Here is a 16,350-nt window from a genome sequence, read left to right as displayed (position 1 = left end):
GAAGCCCAGATCTGGGCTTCTTTATATTTCCAGTTTTAAGCTGAGGAGCTGTTTTCCAGAGCTTCAAACAGATCATCTGCAATTGAAGTACCAAACTGGTTATCAATTTCGCGAATACAGGTTGGACTAGTAACGTTAATTTCAGTCACATAATTACCAATAACGTCAAGGCCTACAAAGATCAGGCCCTTCTCCCTCAGGTAAGGTCCAACTTTAGCTGCAATTGCTTTATCATTTTCAGTTAAGAGACGGGCCTCACCCAAACCACCTGCTGCCAGATTACCGCGTACTTCACCATTTTGTGGAATACGCGCCAAGCAGTATGGTACAGGCTCTCCGTTGATCATTAAAATACGTTTATCACCATCAACAATTTCAGGGATATAACGCTGTGCCATAATCGGCTGTTGTCCGAGTTGAGTCAGCATTTCTAGTGTGGAACCAATATTGGCTCCTGTTGCACTTAAGCGGAAAATTCCAGCGCCACCCATACCATCAAGTGGTTTAACAATCACATCCTGATGTTCTGCAATAAATTCACGAATCAGCTGTTGCTGTGAGGTCACCAGGGTTGGCACCTGCAATTCTGGAAACTGAGTTGCAAACAGTTTTTCGTTACAGTCGCGCAGGCTCTGCGGTTTATTGACAATACGTGCACCTTCCCGCTCTGCCTGCTCCAGAATATAAGTTGTATAGACGAAGTTCATGTCAAATGGCGGATCTTTACGCATCAATACCACATCATAGGCTGCGATTGATTCTTTTTGTTTTTCGCCTAACTCGTAGTAATGATTATAGTCTTCAAATACTTTTAAAGGAGAAATCAGGCCCCAAGCTTTACCCTGATCAATGTATAAGTCTTGCTGTAATGCATAACCGAGTTCATGGCCACGACGGCTGGCTGCCCATAGCATGGCCATGGTTGAGTCCTTTTTCAGATTTACATTTTCGATCGGATCCATCACAACAAGTACGCGCATCTGTCTTTGCTCTATCAATTTTTAATCCAGAAAAGTATAGCGGAGATTAACTGTGCTTTTTTCTCAATTTTAGTAAAGCTTTTATTTCATGTTAAATATTTTTATAAAAAGGGTCAGTATATAAAACCCTGTCAGACCTTAATATTATTAATTATTTTTAAATCCTCTATATGGGCTAATTTTTCTAGGTGATCAAAACGAAATAAAGAACTCAAACTGGTCAGGAGTTATAACTTTATTTGATTGAATAGAAGAATAAAGCCCTATTATAAATAGGGCTTTAAAAGGCTTAAACTGTTCGACCGAATATCAGATCCCATATTTCACTCGATAGGCTTCCATTTTTGAAAGTGCCGCCTTATCGCCCTTCGTTTCTAGATAATTCATCAAGTCTTTCATCGTAATCAGTGCATGTACAGGAATCTCCAGCTCCTTCTGCACTTCCTGAATTGCAGAGAGTTCACCCTGTCCTTTTTCTTGGCGATCAAGTGCAACCAGTACGCCGGCAATTGATGCACCCGCATTTTTAAGGATAGTTACTACTTCACGGATGGCTGTGCCAGCAGTAATCACGTCATCAATAATCCAGACTTTTTTTCCTTGTACTGAAGCACCTACCAGTACTCCACCTTCGCCATGATCCTTGGCTTCTTTACGGTTAAAGCCCCATGGTACACTTACACCATGATTTTGTGATAAAGCCACAGCTGTAGCGGCCACAAATGGAATCCCTTTATAGGCTGGCCCGAAAATTACTTCTACCTGATTGCATTCTGTCAGCTTGTCAGCATAACCTGCTGCCAGTAATGACAATGCTTCGCCATCATTAAGTAAACCTGCGTTAAAAAAATAAGGACTCACACGGCCTGATTTTAAAGTAAACTCACCAAATTTAAGCACACCACGTGATAAGGCAAGTTCGATGAAAGCTTGCGGGTTAAATTGCACAGGCGTTGTCATGAGGTGCTCCAAATTTTTAGATTGAGGTAAGACTTGCGCATGATACCAAAGAGTAGCTATCCAGGTGATCAAAAAATTCTACGTGTAGTTTCAATTAACGTAAACGGTTTACGTTCCTCAGTGACTAAAGGCCTGCTGGAATGGTTGGAACAGTCTGATGCTGATGTAATTTGCATGCAGGAGAGCCGGATTACCCATGCGCAGTGGACCGATAAATTTAAACCAGAAGGCTGGTACACGCATCTGTTTCCAGCTGAGCGTCCAGGCTATGCTGGAACTGCGATCTATAGCCGCCTGCCTTTTATTTCAGTTAAAGATGGCCTAGGTTTTGAACTGGCTGACAGCCAAGGCCGCTTTGTTACAGCTGAATTTGATTTAGGACTCGGCTATCCGGTTTATATCTGTTCACTTTACTTACCATCAGGTTCATCTGGTGATGAAGCACAGGCACGTAAAGATCACTTTTTAGAAGAGTATCAAAAAATCCTTAAGCAGTGGCGAGAGGAAGACAAATCTATCATTATCTGTGGGGATTATAATATCGTACATAAACGTATTGATATTAAAAACTGGTCAGGTAACCAGAAGTCCTCCGGCTGTCTACCTCATGAACGGGCGTGGCTGGACCATATCTATGATGAACTGGGTTATGTAGATACATTCCGTGAAGTTCGTCCAGAAGCAGAACTTTATTCGTGGTGGTCCAACCGTGGTCAGGCCCGTGCTAAAAATGTAGGTTGGCGAATTGATTACCAAGCTTGTTCACCAGACTGGAAAAACCGTACAGTCAATGCCTGGGTATATAAAGAACAATGGTTTAGTGATCATGCACCAGTCATAATCGACTATAAAATAAACTAAATTAGTGTACACTTGTAAACTCAATGTGAGTTTTTGTCCTACATGATTTGTAGTTATTGTTTCTTTTTATTACAGCTGCTTAAGCGCATTATACCGCTACGGCACAAGGATGGGTCAGGATGACACGAAAAGGATCGGAAGCCGTAGGATGAAGAAAATAATCTAAATGATTTAGCTTATTTTTTAAGGACATGACAATGGACGTTAGCTTGAGACCCGCATGATCAGGATGATTAAATGTGGGTTTTCTCTATTTTAGGACCCTCATTTTGTAAAACCCTCTTGATTTATATATTTTTAAATCTTACTTCTTTATTAAATTATTTTAAGTCTTTCATGTGACAGTCCTGTGTCACTTTCATAAAACTTTAATTTCAATCGAATAGCCAATACTAGTAATTTTAGCTAACCTTTAGTCTTGTCGAAAAGGTTAAAAAAGATAGTAATATGCTGAAAATTTATGGAATTAAAAATTGCAGTTCAATGAAAAAAGCGTTTGATCTGCTCAATGAACTAAACTTGCCCTATGCATTTCATGACTATAAAAAACAGGGAATAGATAAAGAGACTCTCAAGGAATGGCTGGAGCAGATGGGAGCTGATGTAATTCTTAATAAAAAAGGAACCACCTGGCGAAAACTTTCGGAAACAGAGCAGCAGAAAGCCCTAGAGAGTGAAGAGCAGCTGCTTCAAACCTTAATCACCCATACCAGCTTGGTCAAACGTCCGGTATTAAAAACACCACAAGGCTATGTAGTAGGTTTTGATGAATTTTCTTATCGAACGCTTGCTGAGAGAAGCTAAGTTTAAAATATAAAAATCCCGGCAATTTTGCCGGGAGTTTTATCGAATTTGACTTTAATTCAAGCTTAGTTAGCGCGAACCCAAGTCTGGTTACGGCCTAGAGCTGATACACCGATATAACCACGCAATTTCAGTTTTTTACCACCTTCAGCCAGCTCACCTTTCAGTTTATAGGTTTTACCTGACTGCGGATCAAGAATGGTACCGCCATCATATTTGTTGGTACCTACACTTTTCAGGTTATGAACAATGGTTAAACCTTTAAGTGACTTGTTTTTGTATGGACCTTCACATTTCGTACAGGCATTTTCCTCACCTTTGGTGAGTACATTCTGAATAGATGCTGTCAGAGTTCCATTTTTCTGTTCAGTAAACTTGACTAAGGCTTTCGCTTGATTAGTCTGGTCGTCTATCGTTTTCCATACTGTACCATTAAGCGGATCAGCTGCATTTGCCAAAGCAGTCACGCTGAACAGTCCTAACACAATTGCGATTTTTTTCATTTTTCTAGCTTCCCTTGTCCTGCACTAGTCGACCACCCTAGTATTAAAGAAGTCACAACAAGAATTCAACTTTTGAATGTGACCGTTTAGTGTACGCTTGTAAAAACTGTCGGTAAATACACTTCAATAAAAATAGTAAATCACCATAATGGAAAAAGTATGAAGATTGACCCAATTTTTAAACAATTTTTAGCCGAGTCACTGCTGAAATCGCTGGTACGTAAACCAAGCCAATTTGCTCTTCCTCTTCCTGTACTGCGTACTGCGTTTAATCAGTTGGGCCGAGTCTTTCCCAAAAATCCTGAAGTCGAGATCCGGGCACTCCGGTTAGCCGGTGTTCGCGCAGAAGAAATCAAGCCCCAACCTAATGCTACCCAGATGATTCTACATATTCATGGTGGTGCTTTCTTTTTAGGAGGTTTGGCTACTCACCGGTCTTTTATGACTGAGCTTGCTGCCCGAACCCAGATGCAGGTCGTTCATATTGACTATCCTTTGGCACCAGAGCATCCATACCCCGAAGCTCTGGAAGCTGTATATGATATTTACCAGACTCTACTCGACCAAGATATTCAGCCCAAAGATATTATTCTGTCAGGTGATTCTTGTGGAGCTAATCTTGCATTAGCACTGATTTTACGACTCAAGCAGAATGAACAACCATTGCCGAGTGCACTGGTACTTATGTCACCATTTCTGGATCTGACCTTGACTAGTGAATCCTTACGCTACAACCGTAAACTTGATGCATTATTATCAGTCGAATTGTTGGAACGGGGTATTGAATACTATGTACCGCCTTCAATAGATACAGCAGACCCACAGGTTTCACCCTTATTTGGTGACTTCAGCGGTTTACCCCCAACTCTGGTTCAAGTCGGTTCTAAAGAAATTCTGCTAGATGATGCGCAGCGTTTTAAGGAAAAGGCCGAAGCTGCTGGAGTTGAGGTAGATTTTAAAATTTATACGGGTATGTGGCATAACTTTTCAATGTTCAGCGCCTGGTTTGATGAAAGTAAGCAGGCACTCGCTGACCTATCTGAATTTGCACATCGAATTGACCGCAGCTGATTTTTAATAAAATCAGAAAGATAGTGTCATTTTATTGTTCAATAGGACAGTCAATATAGTTTTATATTCTGTTTATTAATAATAACTAATATCAAATATCAGTAGAAGCCGGCATTTAAATAAATACCGGCTTTCTACTAATCTTATCTGTATTACTTCCTAAAACAGATAAGAAATACCTAAACCACCCTGATAATCTGGTGTGTCTCCTGCAAGGCCGACCCCGACGCTAGCATCCAGCTGGGTACGATTATTAACCTGATACATCAGGCCTGAAGCTAGAGAGGTTTCATCTGACCGGCTTTCTGCCTTACGATAAACGAATTCAGAAAAACCGGACAACTTGCCAGCAATCTGATATTCAAATGTAGGTACAGCAGTAACTGCCCAGTTACCATCTTGTACTTCATAACGCATTGTGATTGAAGTATTAACCAGATCATTATAAACATAGGCAACAGCAGAACTCAGACTATAAATATCATCTTCATTACTAAAACCACTATTACCGGTTGCCAGAACAGCTTCTGCCAGAATTGCCATCGATAGACGCTCATCACCTAAGTCTATGGCTTTTTTTACACCAATACTGATATCACCCAAACCGTCATCTTCTGTTGTTTTGCCATTATATTTAGTCTGGGTCCAGGCTGGTCCTTGCCAGCCTAGTTGTAATTCCAGGTCAGGCATTAAACCGGTCCGTAAAAGTGTATCGGCATTTAAATTTAATACTCTCTGTTTTTCGCCAGCCTGATAACTTTTATCATAACTTACTGTCGGTAATCCCTGTTCCCATGCAAGCTGGCCTACCGGTGTAATACTGGTACCAAAACCTGTACCTGGGCGGTCAAAAGAAAAATCGGCAGCCATCGTATGTACGGTTACAGTAGAAAGCATAACAAAAGATAAAGTTTTAGATAAATTCATAAGATTACTCAAAATCAGATTAATTCTTTCGACATTTTTGCGCCATTTTGACGTAGCAGTTCCAATGCATTTTTTTCTTCAGGTAGTGACTGTGTCCAGTCTATTTTATCAAAATCGCAGTCAAAGAATAATTCGCTGATCGATGTGAGAATAGTTTGACCTTCCTCATCACGAGTATTTGGATCTACTTTATGGTCAAGTAAACGTTGTATAGCAGGAGTACAGGCAGCACTTGCAGCATCCCAGAGTGGACCATAAAACTCTTCGGCATCCCATAGGTGTAAATTGGCTTTAGCTTCAATTAAAGCATCAAGTATCGCCAAATGTGGTTGTAATTTTTGCTGTTTTTCCTGCTCTGTCAAAGGTTGATCAGAAGCATAAGCTTCTGAAACGTCTTCCCACCATTGAAACAGGCCATCGCATACTACTGAAATAGGAGGACCTTTTTCAGGATCAATAAAATTCGGGTCGAGCCCCTCATTTAAAAGACGCTGTACCTGCTCCAGATCTAATTCTTCTATGGCCTGGATCAAGGCTTGTTGTGGGGCAGTTAACATATCTTGGCACTCTACAGGAAATTTTCTCCTATTATGCCGAAGAATTATTTATTTGTTGAAAGGAAATTGTTGAATAAAAATAATAAGCCATAAAAAAGCCCCTAAGGGGCTTTTTTTCTTACTCAGGTAATTCATCTGGTATTTCGAGAGTACCACCACGCTGAGGTTCATTTTTCTCAATTAAATGCTCGAGACTACGTTTCAATTTGTCTATAGCTCCATGAATGGCTAAATCGACACTCGGTGCTTTATGCTTGACTGCAACAGGTTTTAATCCGGAAGGACGGGCTTCGATCATACAACGGATATCGTCATCTCCACCTTTTAAGCCGTTCTCATCAGTGATATGAACTGAAAAATGAGTAATTCGCTCATTGTGACGTTCGAATTCTTGGTTTAGTTCTGCACGCACATAGCTAATCAGACGTTCACTGTTTTGAATATTTTTATCTGTACGGATTTCAATGTTCATAATCTCATCCTCTTCTTTCTGGTCGAATCTTACCTGTGCAAAACTTGTTGGAATTGACACATATTACGGGTGACTTAAACACAATACTTAATGATTTACCGAGCAGTTTTTTGTGCCTATCCTCCTGTTTTAGCTCAATTCTCGCTAAAATTTTATTCATGCTGTTATCTTCAATATCGGGCTAAGTTTAAAAATATGCAAGTGAATTCTGTAAAAATTTCTAAAGCATACACAACGGTAACAACACATCACGCTTTTCCCTACAAACCTATTTAGATATATGCATAAATCCTGCTTTAATAAGCCAAGTGGTTTTTGAAGAACCTTGTCCTATATTTTCGGACCGGTTAGACATGCTCCCTTTATAAGAAGATTTATTTTGAGTTCATAGAATACAGAGATTAAGGTTGCAACTTGTTCTATAATCGGTATGATCTAAATATATAATTTTTCAGGCCTATTCCAGATAACTAGAGAAGGGCTAGTTTTTTAACCAGAGAGTTTAAGGAAAATTTCAAGAGTTCCGCTTAAAATTCTTGATGCATTCAGTTTCAGCTTTAATTCCGGGTTTATCTTATATTTGTTTTAGCGCGTCCACTTCGGTGGACTTTTTTTCTTTACTGCTTAAATTTTGTCTTTATTTTTAAACAATAGTGTGTATTCTTTATGCCGTCTACGGGGGAGAGACTGACATGAAATTTAAACATATCGCACTGGCATGTGCTCTAGCAGCAACTGCGTCCATGGCTCAAGCCAAACCAGTCTGGCAGGATTTTAGTATTACCGGACTGTACGGTGAAAACTATGAACTTACTACAGAGCCGGAACAAACTACTGTAACCTTTGAATATGCAGCCAAATTACAATATGGTGATGTATTTGCCTTTGCAGACCGTACTGAAAGCGGCGGTGATAAAGGTACCTATTTTGAATTTTCTCCACGCTTAAGCCTGGGCGAAGTTTCGGGTAAAAAACTTTCTGCCGGCCCAGTTAAAGATGTACTGGTTTCAACCACTTGGGAAGGCAATAGCGGTGATGGAATTGAGAGTTTTAACAACTATCTCTACGGTATCGGTTTTGATTTAGCTATTCCTTATACTCAATATGCCAGCATCAACTTTTATCGCGCAAATAATGAAATCCAGAAAGATGACTGGCAGATGACACTCACTTATGGAGTACCATTCAAATTAGGCAGCCAAGACTTCCTGTTTGACGGATTTTTAGACTGGTCAACTGCAGAAGATGACGAAGTAGCTCATGCAAGTGAACTGAACTGGACCAGCCAGCTTAAATGGAATGCCGGTAAATATATTTCACCTGAAACCCGTCTTTACCTAGGTATTGAATATTCTCTCTGGAACAATAAATACGGTGTACCAGATGTACGCGAAAATAACGTAAGTGCGTTAGTAAAATACCATTTTTAAACAATAATTAAATGTTTAAAGCAGAGCCAAGGCTCTGCTTTTTAATACTTTGATTTTTTAACTTATATCAAAGTTCTACGCTGGACAGATTTTTTTTTAGCCTACACTACAATATCAGCCAGATTCCCTTTTTGTTCGAGCCAATGTTTGCGGTCACTAGAACGCTTCTTGGCCAGTAATTTGTCGAGCAAACCTGCTGTCAGTTGAATATCATCCAGATCAAGTTGTACCAGACGACGGGTATTTGGATCCATGGTGGTTTCACGAAGCTGGCTGGCATTCATTTCACCCAGACCTTTAAAACGGGTAATCTGTGGAGTCTTGGTTTTGGTCTTTTTCAGGATGGCTTCAAGTTCATCCTCATCCAGAGCGTAATGCACATCCTTACCATCATCAATCCTGAATAAAGGTGGCATTGCTACAAATAAGTGACCCTCTTCAACCAGTGTTGGAAAGTGTTTAACAAATAAGGCACAAAGCAAAGTGGCAATATGCAGGCCATCCGAGTCAGCATCAGCCAAAATACAGACTTTCCCATAACGCAATTCGGACAGATCATCACTGCCTGGATCGACCCCGATAGCAATTGCGATATCATGGACTTCCTGAGAGCCAAGCACTTCATCGGAAGATACTTCCCAGGTGTTCAGAATTTTTCCCCGAATCGGCATGATTGCCTGGAAATTTTTGTCTCGCGCTTGTTTGGCACTACCGCCAGCTGAGTCCCCTTCTACAATAAACAGCTCACTATCTTCACGGGTCAAGCCGGCACAGTCGGCCAGTTTTCCAGGTAAAGCCGGACCCGAAACAATTTTTTTCCGCTCGACTTTTTTAGCCGCCTTCAGGCGCCGGCCAGCTTTAGAGATTGCCATTTCTGCCAGTTGCATGGCAATTTCAGAATTCTGATTCAACCATAGGGTAAAAGCATCTTTAGCAATATTTTGCACAATCGATGATGCTTCACGGCTTGATAAACGTTCTTTGGTCTGACCAGAGAACTGCGGTTCCTGGAATTTTAAAGACAGGATATAATTTACCCCATCCCATACGTCTTCAGCCGAAAGCTTGAGATTACGGGGCAATAGATTACGCAGCTCACAGAATTCCCGTAATGCATCGGTAATGCCTGAACGCAAGCCATTTACATGCGTTCCTCCCTGAGCTGTTGGAATCAGGTTGACATAACTTTCCTGAATCTGTTCACCACCTTCGGTATTCCAGCAGATTGCAAATTCAGCACTGGCTCGTTCTGCCTCACCTGTTGCTACAAAAGCAGGCTGTGGAACAATCTCCCGCTCCTGCAGTTCATCCATAAGGTAATCGACCAGACCGTTTTCAAACTGCCATTCTATTTTTTCATTATTAATTTCATCAATATAATTAACTTTCAGACCAGCTGCCAATACTGCCTTGGCCTTCAAATTATGTTTGAGCGCCTTCAAGGCAAATTTTGGGCTGTCAAAATATCTGGTTTCTGGCCAAAACCGAACTGTGGTTCCACTGGCGCGCTTAGGTGCTTTACCTTCTAGAACTTCTAAGGGTCCAACCGGCTCTCCATGTTCAAAAGCCATTTTGTAAAGATTGCCCTGCCGTTGTACTTCAACCTCTACCCGGGTTGAAAGAGCATTCACTACAGAAATACCTACACCATGCAGACCACCCGAAAACTGGTAGTTATCGGTACTGAACTTACCTCCGGCATGCAGTTTGGTCAGAATAATTTCAATGCCACTCTGACCGTATTCCGGATGAATATCAACCGGCATTCCACGCCCATTGTCCTCAACCGACAATGAGCCATCCTTATAGACCTTAACCGTAATCTGGTTAGCATGTCCTGCCAGTGCTTCGTCTACAGCATTATCAATCACTTCCTGTGCCAGATGGTTAGGACGTGTGGTATCGGTATACATCCCTGGACGGCGACGGACCGGATCCAGACCAGAGAGAACTTCAAGTGATTGAGCCGTATATTGAGACACGTTGTACAATTTCCTTTATTTTATGGAATATGATAAAAATTCAAGCACCATGGGAAGTTTTTCTGCAAAATTGTCCATCCCATGGCTGCCATGCGCTTCAGTCATAATTAATGATGAATGTGCAGGCGCACTATAATAACGCTGAGCCTCTCGATAATCCAAAACTTCATCACCTTGTTGCAGTAATACCAAAATTTTTTCGGCATGCCGGGCAAAAGGAATTGCAAGCTGTTCAAGCTGCTGTAACTGGGCATTATCAAGCGTCCAGTGTTCGGTCACTGGATAAGGAACGGATTCTACAGCAAATAGTTTTCGAAAGAGTAACCATGGTCGCATAGCCGGATTAATCAGTACAGCTGGAATATTATGCTTAGCGACCAGTTGTGTCGCATAAAATCCCCCCAGACTGCTTCCTACCAAAGCCACATGTTCTAAAGCCTCAATCAGCTCAGACATTTGTTTTAATGCCTCGACAGGCGGCATATTCAAGTCAGGCAGATGGATCTTGATGTCTGGTAAATGCTCTGCACAGTACTGTTTAAGCAGCCGCCCTTTAATAGAGTTCGAATTACTTTTAAAGCCATGTAAATAAATGATATTCATTAAAATATTTATTATCTCTGAATGTGTCCGAAATTTTAGACCCGAGTGTCTTCCTAAAAATTGATTATTACAGGAAAAAGCAGATTGTTGGACAAAAAAATGCAGCTCATCTCTCTATTCACAGTATGTTTAGCTCATCAGGGATGCGTAGTTTTTATACTCTTAAATATTTAAAAAATAAAGAGCCGGCTACATGTAACCAACAGGCTATCAGGACTATAAATATGCCAAGTTTGACGCCACTGCATGAAACCTATTGTAGATGGGACCGCACGCCACCCAGTCAGGCAGATCTCTTAGAGGGACTGGCACAGCTGGCATCCACCAGTTTAAGCGGTATACATGAACTGGTGCAGATGATTCACCGTGAATTATTATTAAACACATTAGGCATGAGTGAACAGCAGTCCAGATATTTTCAGGCCCTGCCCCGTGTAGAAAAGATTTACCAGTTTTCTTACCGGGCCCTGCAACGCTATGGCCATTATTTTCTTGCGCCCGGTTTACGTCAAGTTATTGAGCACTTTCCCGGCCTGCATCGCAAAGACCTGACACCGCAATTACATTCTCTAATTGGTATATTGAACGGTGTATTAGGTGATTATCTTTTAGCACAGCAAAATCCGCTCGCACTTCCTATGGTTCTGTATGAACACCATGGTCGGGTACAGCAGGGCCGGCTTAAAGGTAAAGTGGTTATTTTTGTACATGGACTCTGCATGAACCACCTGACCTGGACCAATTCAAATTTTACAGGTATTGGTGCGCATCTGCTGACACAACCGCATCCCGGTACTATGCTTTATTTAAACTATAATACGGGACGGCGAATTTCTGCCAATGGGCGCAGTTTTGCCAATTTACTGAATGACCTGATCCAGCGTAACCCTGATATTAGCCAGATTGACCTGATTGGTCATAGTATGGGAGGATTAGTGTCTCGTAGTGCCTTATTTTATGGCAAGCAAAATATGCAGGGCTGGTTGAGTAAAGTAGGGAATCTGGTTTGTCTGGGGTCGCCGCATCATGGCGCGGTTCTAGAGCGTTTTGGTTTTACCTTGCAGGAAAAGCTCGGACGTTTCCCCCTGATTAATATGATTGGTAACCTGGTAAATATTCGTAGTAATGGAATTATTGACTTGCGCCATGGCAGTGTTCGTGATGACGACTGGGAATATTTAGATGCGCGTATTGGAACAATGGATGACAGCCGTAAACCTGCGCCCCTGCCTTCACATATTCAGGCCTTTTTTGTAGCTGGTACAGTTGAAGCAGAACATATTAACAGCCGCGCTTTAAAGATTATTGGTGACTATCTGGTGAGTATTAAAAGTGCCTTGGGAGAACATCCCAATCCACGTTTCCAGCTCAAGGTACCTGAACACCACAAGGCAGTATTTTTCGGTTTGAACCATTTTGAGATCCAGTATCATACTCAGGTTGCTCAGCAGATTGTACAGTGGTTCTATCCTGATCCTCTGCTTGAAAATACACGTTTAGATCACTACATTCTGCACACAAAAAATATAAAACTTGAAGATATTGCTGAGACATAAAACATTAAAAATATAAAATATCCACTACTACTCTTAAATAATTTATGGCTCATAAATTATTTAATTATCTGAATTTGAAAAGCCAGCTTGATATATCTCAAGCTGACCTTTCGATATCTTATCAGGTAGATCCAGATTAATATTTTTTCTTGACTGCTTTGCTATAAGGATAATTACGTACCAGCTGCCATAAGCATAGCATTAACAAGATACAGAAAAATACCAGTGACCAGAACGGCAGCGACTGACCTAAAAATGTCCAGTCTACCATGGCACACTCGCCCGAACCGGTCAGAACCTGCTGAAAAACGGTTTTCAATGGCAGGGCATCTACCAGATAGTCCAGTCCCGGCCCACAGCTTGGCACTTGATCTGGTGGTAAATGCTGCAACCAAACGTGTCGCGCAGCAACACCTACAGACCAGATCATGGCTAAGGTCGCCAAAAAAGCGTAAAGACGTTTGACTATATTCGATACCGGATTATGAATTACTGCCACTAAGGCAACCAAGCCCATCGCAATCAGACCAATTCGCTGGAAGACACATAAAGGACAAGGTTCCAGGCCTTTGACATGTTCCAGATAAAGTGCAAATGCCATCCCTACAATACTGGCAATCAGCAATAAACCATTTACGAAGCGATAACTACCCCATTGCATGGATCAACCTCTTGTTATTTTCACTATTGATAATGGGCAAGATAATCTTCAAAACTGATACGGGTATCGGCTTCAAGCTGCTGTTGCTGCTCTAGCGATGTCTGTGCAAGTTTTGTAAAGTATTCCTGCTTCTCTGGTGTAAGTGCATGCTGTTCATAAAAATTGGCATGTTCTTGTGCAAGGTGGCTACCCAGATTCCAGGTTCCACCCCATTTTATCGTATCGGCAATTACATGGGCTGATAAGGTCTCATCAACCTGTTGAATACGCTGTTGCATCAGTTGCAGGGCATGGCTATACAGCTGGGTGTGATAGCCCTCATCCAGCAATACCGCCAGAGGCTGCATGGCCACAACATGTGCCTGAGCCCATTGCTCCAAAGATTGTTCCTGGCCACGTTCAGTGATGTGACTGTTGGGAGCACGGCCCCGGTTGACCACTTCAGCCTGATTATTTTCAATCTGGTCCTGTTCTTCTGGCAGCAGGTCTGGACTGTCTTTTAGCAGACAATATAAAGCCAGCACTTCAAGGAAACCAGCAGTATTTTCGTCAATACCAATCGGATTATAAGGATTAATATCGACGGCCCGCAGTTCCACATAACCGACACCACGGTTTGCTAAAGCCTCAGATGGTGTTTCTCCATCTCTTGGTACTTGTTTTGGCCGGACCAGACTGTAATATTCATTTTCAATCTGGAGTACATGATCATTAATCTGGAGCGGTTCACCATCTGCGTCTTTTAGTCCCAGACGGCTAAACTGAGCGTAAGGGGTTTTCACAGCTTTTTGTAGACCATCCAGGTAGCCAGACAGATTGTTATAGTGAATACCAAGTTGTTTTTGTGCCGAATTCTGGTAGCCAAAACGCCCCATGCGTAATGCGGTAGCATATGGAAGATATAAAGTTCCTTTAACCAGTGGCAGCAAGTGATGTTCGCGACCTGTTAAGAAGCATTGACATACTGACGGACTAGCGCCCACCAGATACATTACCAGTGGTGTCAGGCGGATGAAATTGCGGATTAGGCCAAAATAACGATGGCTGCGATAATCTTGCAGACTTAGCTGTGTTAAGGCTTTGTCTTGCTCATGCTGCTGTAACTGTTCAAAGAGTTCATCGGGAAATGAAAGATTATAATGGACGCCTGCAATAGTCTGCATACGCCGGCCATAACGCACCCCTAAGCCACGGCGATATAGGGTTTTAAACCGGCCGATATTAGATGAGCCATATTGTGCCAGCTGAATACTGTCTTCTTCACGGTCCAGCATACACGGCATTGAAAGCGGCCAGAGTTTTTCCTGATGTTCAAGATGCTGGTAAACCAGTGCATGAATATCTGTCAGTTCAGCCAGCATGGCCTGAATATCGGGTTGAGGGGCCGTAATGAATTCCATCAAGGCTTCAGAGTAGTCAGTGGTAATATGCGGATGAGTGAGCGCCGCCCCCAGGCTGTGTGGATGCGGACCTTGAGAGATAAACCCATTACTTTGCATGCGCAGGCCTTCCCGTTCTACCCCGCGCAACATGCCTTTGAAGAGCGAAGAATCTACCCATGTTGGTATCAAAACTTGAGAGATTGATTCGGGTTGACTCATACATGGCTCACTTTTAAAAACTATTAATTCAAATCATCTAAGTCATGCAGTATAACGCGATTTACCCGCTCTACTGTGACAGTCAACTGATTTTCCGGCAATTATACTGCGTTTATCCCGGCAAATATTTATCACAATCTTGCTGTATAAGACACGGAAAATTTGTGATTTTATTGAAAAATAAATCTTGATAGGTATTAAAGCTTATGAATTATCAGGAGATCCTCGATTTCTGGTTTAATCCTGAGCACCAGTCACTATGGTTTTCAAAAAGTGATACTTTTGATCAGAAAATACGGCAGAACTTTAGCAAAGTTCATGCACAAGCAGTTCAGGCAGAGCTCTGGTCATGGCGCAAAACAGCCGATGGACGCCTTGCCGAGATTATTGTTCTGGATCAGTTCTCCCGCAACCTTTATCGTGACCAGCCGCTGGCTTTTGCACAGGACGGGTTAGCTCTGGCTCTGGCCCAGGAAGCGATCAGCCTGAATCTGGATGCCCAGCTCAATCCTGAACAACGTTCTTTTTTATACATGCCATTCATGCACAGTGAATCAAAAATGATGCATGAATTTGCATTAAAGCTCTTTCAGCGTCTGGGTAATCCGGTTAATCTGGATTATGAAAAACGTCACAAGAAAATTATTGAACGTTTCGGGCGTTATCCGCATCGCAACAAAATTCTGGGCCGTGAATCAACTCCGGAAGAACTGGAATTCCTAGATCAGCCAGGAAGCAGCTTTTAACCTTCCTGCACTCCCCAGCCATTGTGCTGTCCTTCCTGATAGGAGGTGTATGATGAAAAATTTATCTATAGGTTTTGCTCTCGGTACAGCTCTGCTGCTTGGCGGTTGTGCTACTACCCCGCACAAGCCTTTGACATTTGACCAGTTGGGACAATTCTCAAGTTATGCTTTAAATGCGCAGACCTATCGTATCAGTTACCAGGCTCGTGACAATATCAGTTATGGGACTGCAGAAGAAATTACCCTGGTTAAAGCAGCACAGACCACAGTAGAAAACGGTTTTCGCTACTTTAAAGTACTGGATGATCCGAGCAACCGCACCCAGCAGCCACCCCGTCAGGCAGTCGTCTATCCAAGCCGGCCCTATTATCCTTCCGCTTATTACCGGCGCTATCCCGGCTTCTGGCCAGATCCGTTTTATGATATGCCGCAAGTGGTAAATATTGACCCGGTTCAGGTTTCCTATACTATTGAATGTTACAAGGAGCAGAAAAATGTGCCTCAGGAGGCCTTTGATGCACGTCTTATTCTGTCATCTATTGGACAGAAATATGGAGTCAGTCCAACTGGTCAGGTCCTACAACCCCAGACTGCACCAGCCCAGAACACAACCAAATGATAAAAACAAAAATTAAG

The 16,350-nt window shown here is 42.1% G+C and carries 17 protein-coding genes; 7 read left to right on the top strand and 10 right to left on the bottom strand.

Features of this window, described 5'->3' with window-relative positions; translation table 11 throughout:
• Positions 1-35: 35 nt before the first annotated feature.
• Positions 36-980 (bottom strand): glutathione synthase, encoded by a 945-nt coding sequence (gene gshB, locus B3X18_RS01685; protein ID WP_034669764.1) that lies wholly within the window; start codon positions 978-980, stop codon positions 36-38.
• Positions 981-1,289: 309 nt separating this feature from the next.
• A complete protein-coding gene (pyrE, locus tag B3X18_RS01680; protein ID WP_005024028.1) occupies positions 1,290-1,940 on the bottom strand; it encodes an orotate phosphoribosyltransferase in 651 nt (216 codons plus the stop codon).
• A 39-nt stretch (positions 1,941-1,979) separates the two neighbouring features.
• Here pyrE and B3X18_RS01675 point away from each other — a divergent pair, with 39 nt between their 5' ends.
• Entirely contained in the window at positions 1,980-2,801 is an 822-nt protein-coding gene (locus B3X18_RS01675; RefSeq protein ID WP_034669762.1) for an exodeoxyribonuclease III, read from the top strand.
• A 447-nt stretch (positions 2,802-3,248) separates the two neighbouring features.
• Positions 3,249-3,605 carry a Spx/MgsR family RNA polymerase-binding regulatory protein gene (locus B3X18_RS01670; RefSeq protein ID WP_034669759.1) on the top strand — a complete coding sequence of 119 codons (357 nt, stop codon included), beginning with the start codon at positions 3,249-3,251 and terminating at the stop codon, positions 3,603-3,605.
• Positions 3,606-3,670: 65 nt separating this feature from the next.
• Here B3X18_RS01670 and B3X18_RS01665 read toward each other — a convergent pair whose 3' ends face one another.
• The gene (locus B3X18_RS01665; protein WP_005017798.1) at positions 3,671-4,108 is read right to left on the bottom strand and encodes a DUF2147 domain-containing protein; all 438 of its coding nucleotides are present in this window, start codon (positions 4,106-4,108) and stop codon (positions 3,671-3,673) included.
• A gap of 159 nt (positions 4,109-4,267) precedes the next feature.
• Between B3X18_RS01665 and B3X18_RS01660 the strand changes: the two genes are divergently transcribed.
• Complete coding sequence (locus B3X18_RS01660; protein ID WP_005017796.1) at positions 4,268-5,179, top strand: alpha/beta hydrolase; 912 nt, start codon at positions 4,268-4,270, stop codon at positions 5,177-5,179.
• A gap of 159 nt (positions 5,180-5,338) precedes the next feature.
• On the opposite strand, the gene B3X18_RS01655 is transcribed toward B3X18_RS01660, so the two are convergent.
• From B3X18_RS01655 to B3X18_RS01645, 3 genes are all read right to left on the bottom strand, one after another.
• The gene (locus tag B3X18_RS01655; protein WP_005024019.1) at positions 5,339-6,106 is read right to left on the bottom strand and encodes a transporter; all 768 of its coding nucleotides are present in this window, start codon (positions 6,104-6,106) and stop codon (positions 5,339-5,341) included.
• A gap of 14 nt (positions 6,107-6,120) precedes the next feature.
• Entirely contained in the window at positions 6,121-6,663 is a 543-nt protein-coding gene (locus B3X18_RS01650) for an ankyrin repeat domain-containing protein (protein WP_005017789.1), read from the bottom strand.
• A 118-nt stretch (positions 6,664-6,781) separates the two neighbouring features.
• On the bottom strand, positions 6,782-7,135 hold the full coding sequence (locus B3X18_RS01645; RefSeq protein WP_005017781.1) for an HPF/RaiA family ribosome-associated protein: 354 nt from the start codon (positions 7,133-7,135) through the stop codon (positions 6,782-6,784).
• 692 nt (positions 7,136-7,827) lie between these two features.
• Between B3X18_RS01645 and B3X18_RS01640 the strand changes: the two genes are divergently transcribed.
• On the top strand, positions 7,828-8,565 hold the full coding sequence (locus tag B3X18_RS01640) for an outer membrane protein OmpK (protein ID WP_286935077.1): 738 nt from the start codon (positions 7,828-7,830) through the stop codon (positions 8,563-8,565).
• A 101-nt stretch (positions 8,566-8,666) separates the two neighbouring features.
• Here the strand turns inward: B3X18_RS01640 and parE are convergent, their stop codons facing one another.
• Entirely contained in the window at positions 8,667-10,547 is a 1,881-nt protein-coding gene (parE, locus tag B3X18_RS01635; protein WP_034669753.1) for a DNA topoisomerase IV subunit B, read from the bottom strand.
• 15 nt (positions 10,548-10,562) lie between these two features.
• Positions 10,563-11,150 carry a YqiA/YcfP family alpha/beta fold hydrolase gene (locus tag B3X18_RS01630; RefSeq protein ID WP_034669752.1) on the bottom strand — a complete coding sequence of 196 codons (588 nt, stop codon included), beginning with the start codon at positions 11,148-11,150 and terminating at the stop codon, positions 10,563-10,565.
• Positions 11,151-11,374: 224 nt separating this feature from the next.
• Here B3X18_RS01630 and B3X18_RS01625 point away from each other — a divergent pair, with 224 nt between their 5' ends.
• Entirely contained in the window at positions 11,375-12,706 is a 1,332-nt protein-coding gene (locus B3X18_RS01625; RefSeq protein ID WP_005024011.1) for an alpha/beta fold hydrolase, read from the top strand.
• A 136-nt stretch (positions 12,707-12,842) separates the two neighbouring features.
• On the opposite strand, the gene B3X18_RS01620 is transcribed toward B3X18_RS01625, so the two are convergent.
• Both B3X18_RS01620 and gshA read right to left on the bottom strand, forming a co-directional pair.
• Positions 12,843-13,367, bottom strand: a complete 525-nt coding sequence (locus B3X18_RS01620) for a disulfide bond formation protein B (RefSeq protein ID WP_005024008.1) — start codon at positions 13,365-13,367, stop codon at positions 12,843-12,845.
• A 23-nt stretch (positions 13,368-13,390) separates the two neighbouring features.
• On the bottom strand, positions 13,391-14,968 hold the full coding sequence (gene gshA, locus B3X18_RS01615) for a glutamate--cysteine ligase (protein ID WP_005017771.1): 1,578 nt from the start codon (positions 14,966-14,968) through the stop codon (positions 13,391-13,393).
• A 206-nt stretch (positions 14,969-15,174) separates the two neighbouring features.
• On the opposite strand from gshA, the gene B3X18_RS01610 reads away from it, so the two are divergent.
• Together B3X18_RS01610 and B3X18_RS01605 are read left to right on the top strand one after the other, a co-directional pair.
• Positions 15,175-15,714 carry a DUF924 family protein gene (locus tag B3X18_RS01610; RefSeq protein ID WP_005017768.1) on the top strand — a complete coding sequence of 180 codons (540 nt, stop codon included), beginning with the start codon at positions 15,175-15,177 and terminating at the stop codon, positions 15,712-15,714.
• A gap of 52 nt (positions 15,715-15,766) precedes the next feature.
• Positions 15,767-16,333 carry a CC0125/CC1285 family lipoprotein gene (locus B3X18_RS01605; RefSeq protein ID WP_005017767.1) on the top strand — a complete coding sequence of 189 codons (567 nt, stop codon included), beginning with the start codon at positions 15,767-15,769 and terminating at the stop codon, positions 16,331-16,333.
• Positions 16,334-16,350: the final 17 nt, after the last annotated feature.

Origin of the sequence: Acinetobacter sp. UBA6571, from assembly GCF_002434085.1 — a bacterium.
Classification (GTDB): domain Bacteria; phylum Pseudomonadota; class Gammaproteobacteria; order Pseudomonadales; family Moraxellaceae; genus Acinetobacter; species Acinetobacter radioresistens.
This window is presented reverse-complemented; position numbering and strand designations above follow the sequence as displayed.

Coding starts and splice junctions, on each gene's coding strand:
- gshB (WP_034669764.1), bottom strand. CDS start 980: ATGCGCGTACTTGTTGTGATGGATCCGATCGAAAATGTAAATCTGAAA.
- pyrE (WP_005024028.1), bottom strand. CDS start 1,940: ATGACAACGCCTGTGCAATTTAACCCGCAAGCTTTCATCGAACTTGCC.
- B3X18_RS01675 (WP_034669762.1), top strand. CDS start 1,980: ATGATACCAAAGAGTAGCTATCCAGGTGATCAAAAAATTCTACGTGTA.
- B3X18_RS01670 (WP_034669759.1), top strand. CDS start 3,249: ATGCTGAAAATTTATGGAATTAAAAATTGCAGTTCAATGAAAAAAGCG.
- B3X18_RS01665 (WP_005017798.1), bottom strand. CDS start 4,108: ATGAAAAAAATCGCAATTGTGTTAGGACTGTTCAGCGTGACTGCTTTG.
- B3X18_RS01660 (WP_005017796.1), top strand. CDS start 4,268: ATGAAGATTGACCCAATTTTTAAACAATTTTTAGCCGAGTCACTGCTG.
- B3X18_RS01655 (WP_005024019.1), bottom strand. CDS start 6,106: ATGAATTTATCTAAAACTTTATCTTTTGTTATGCTTTCTACTGTAACC.
- B3X18_RS01650 (WP_005017789.1), bottom strand. CDS start 6,663: ATGTTAACTGCCCCACAACAAGCCTTGATCCAGGCCATAGAAGAATTA.
- B3X18_RS01645 (WP_005017781.1), bottom strand. CDS start 7,135: ATGAACATTGAAATCCGTACAGATAAAAATATTCAAAACAGTGAACGT.
- B3X18_RS01640 (WP_286935077.1), top strand. CDS start 7,828: ATGAAATTTAAACATATCGCACTGGCATGTGCTCTAGCAGCAACTGCG.
- B3X18_RS01630 (WP_034669752.1), bottom strand. CDS start 11,150: ATGAATATCATTTATTTACATGGCTTTAAAAGTAATTCGAACTCTATT.
- B3X18_RS01625 (WP_005024011.1), top strand. CDS start 11,375: ATGCCAAGTTTGACGCCACTGCATGAAACCTATTGTAGATGGGACCGC.
- B3X18_RS01620 (WP_005024008.1), bottom strand. CDS start 13,367: ATGCAATGGGGTAGTTATCGCTTCGTAAATGGTTTATTGCTGATTGCC.
- gshA (WP_005017771.1), bottom strand. CDS start 14,968: ATGAGTCAACCCGAATCAATCTCTCAAGTTTTGATACCAACATGGGTA.
- B3X18_RS01610 (WP_005017768.1), top strand. CDS start 15,175: ATGAATTATCAGGAGATCCTCGATTTCTGGTTTAATCCTGAGCACCAG.
- B3X18_RS01605 (WP_005017767.1), top strand. CDS start 15,767: ATGAAAAATTTATCTATAGGTTTTGCTCTCGGTACAGCTCTGCTGCTT.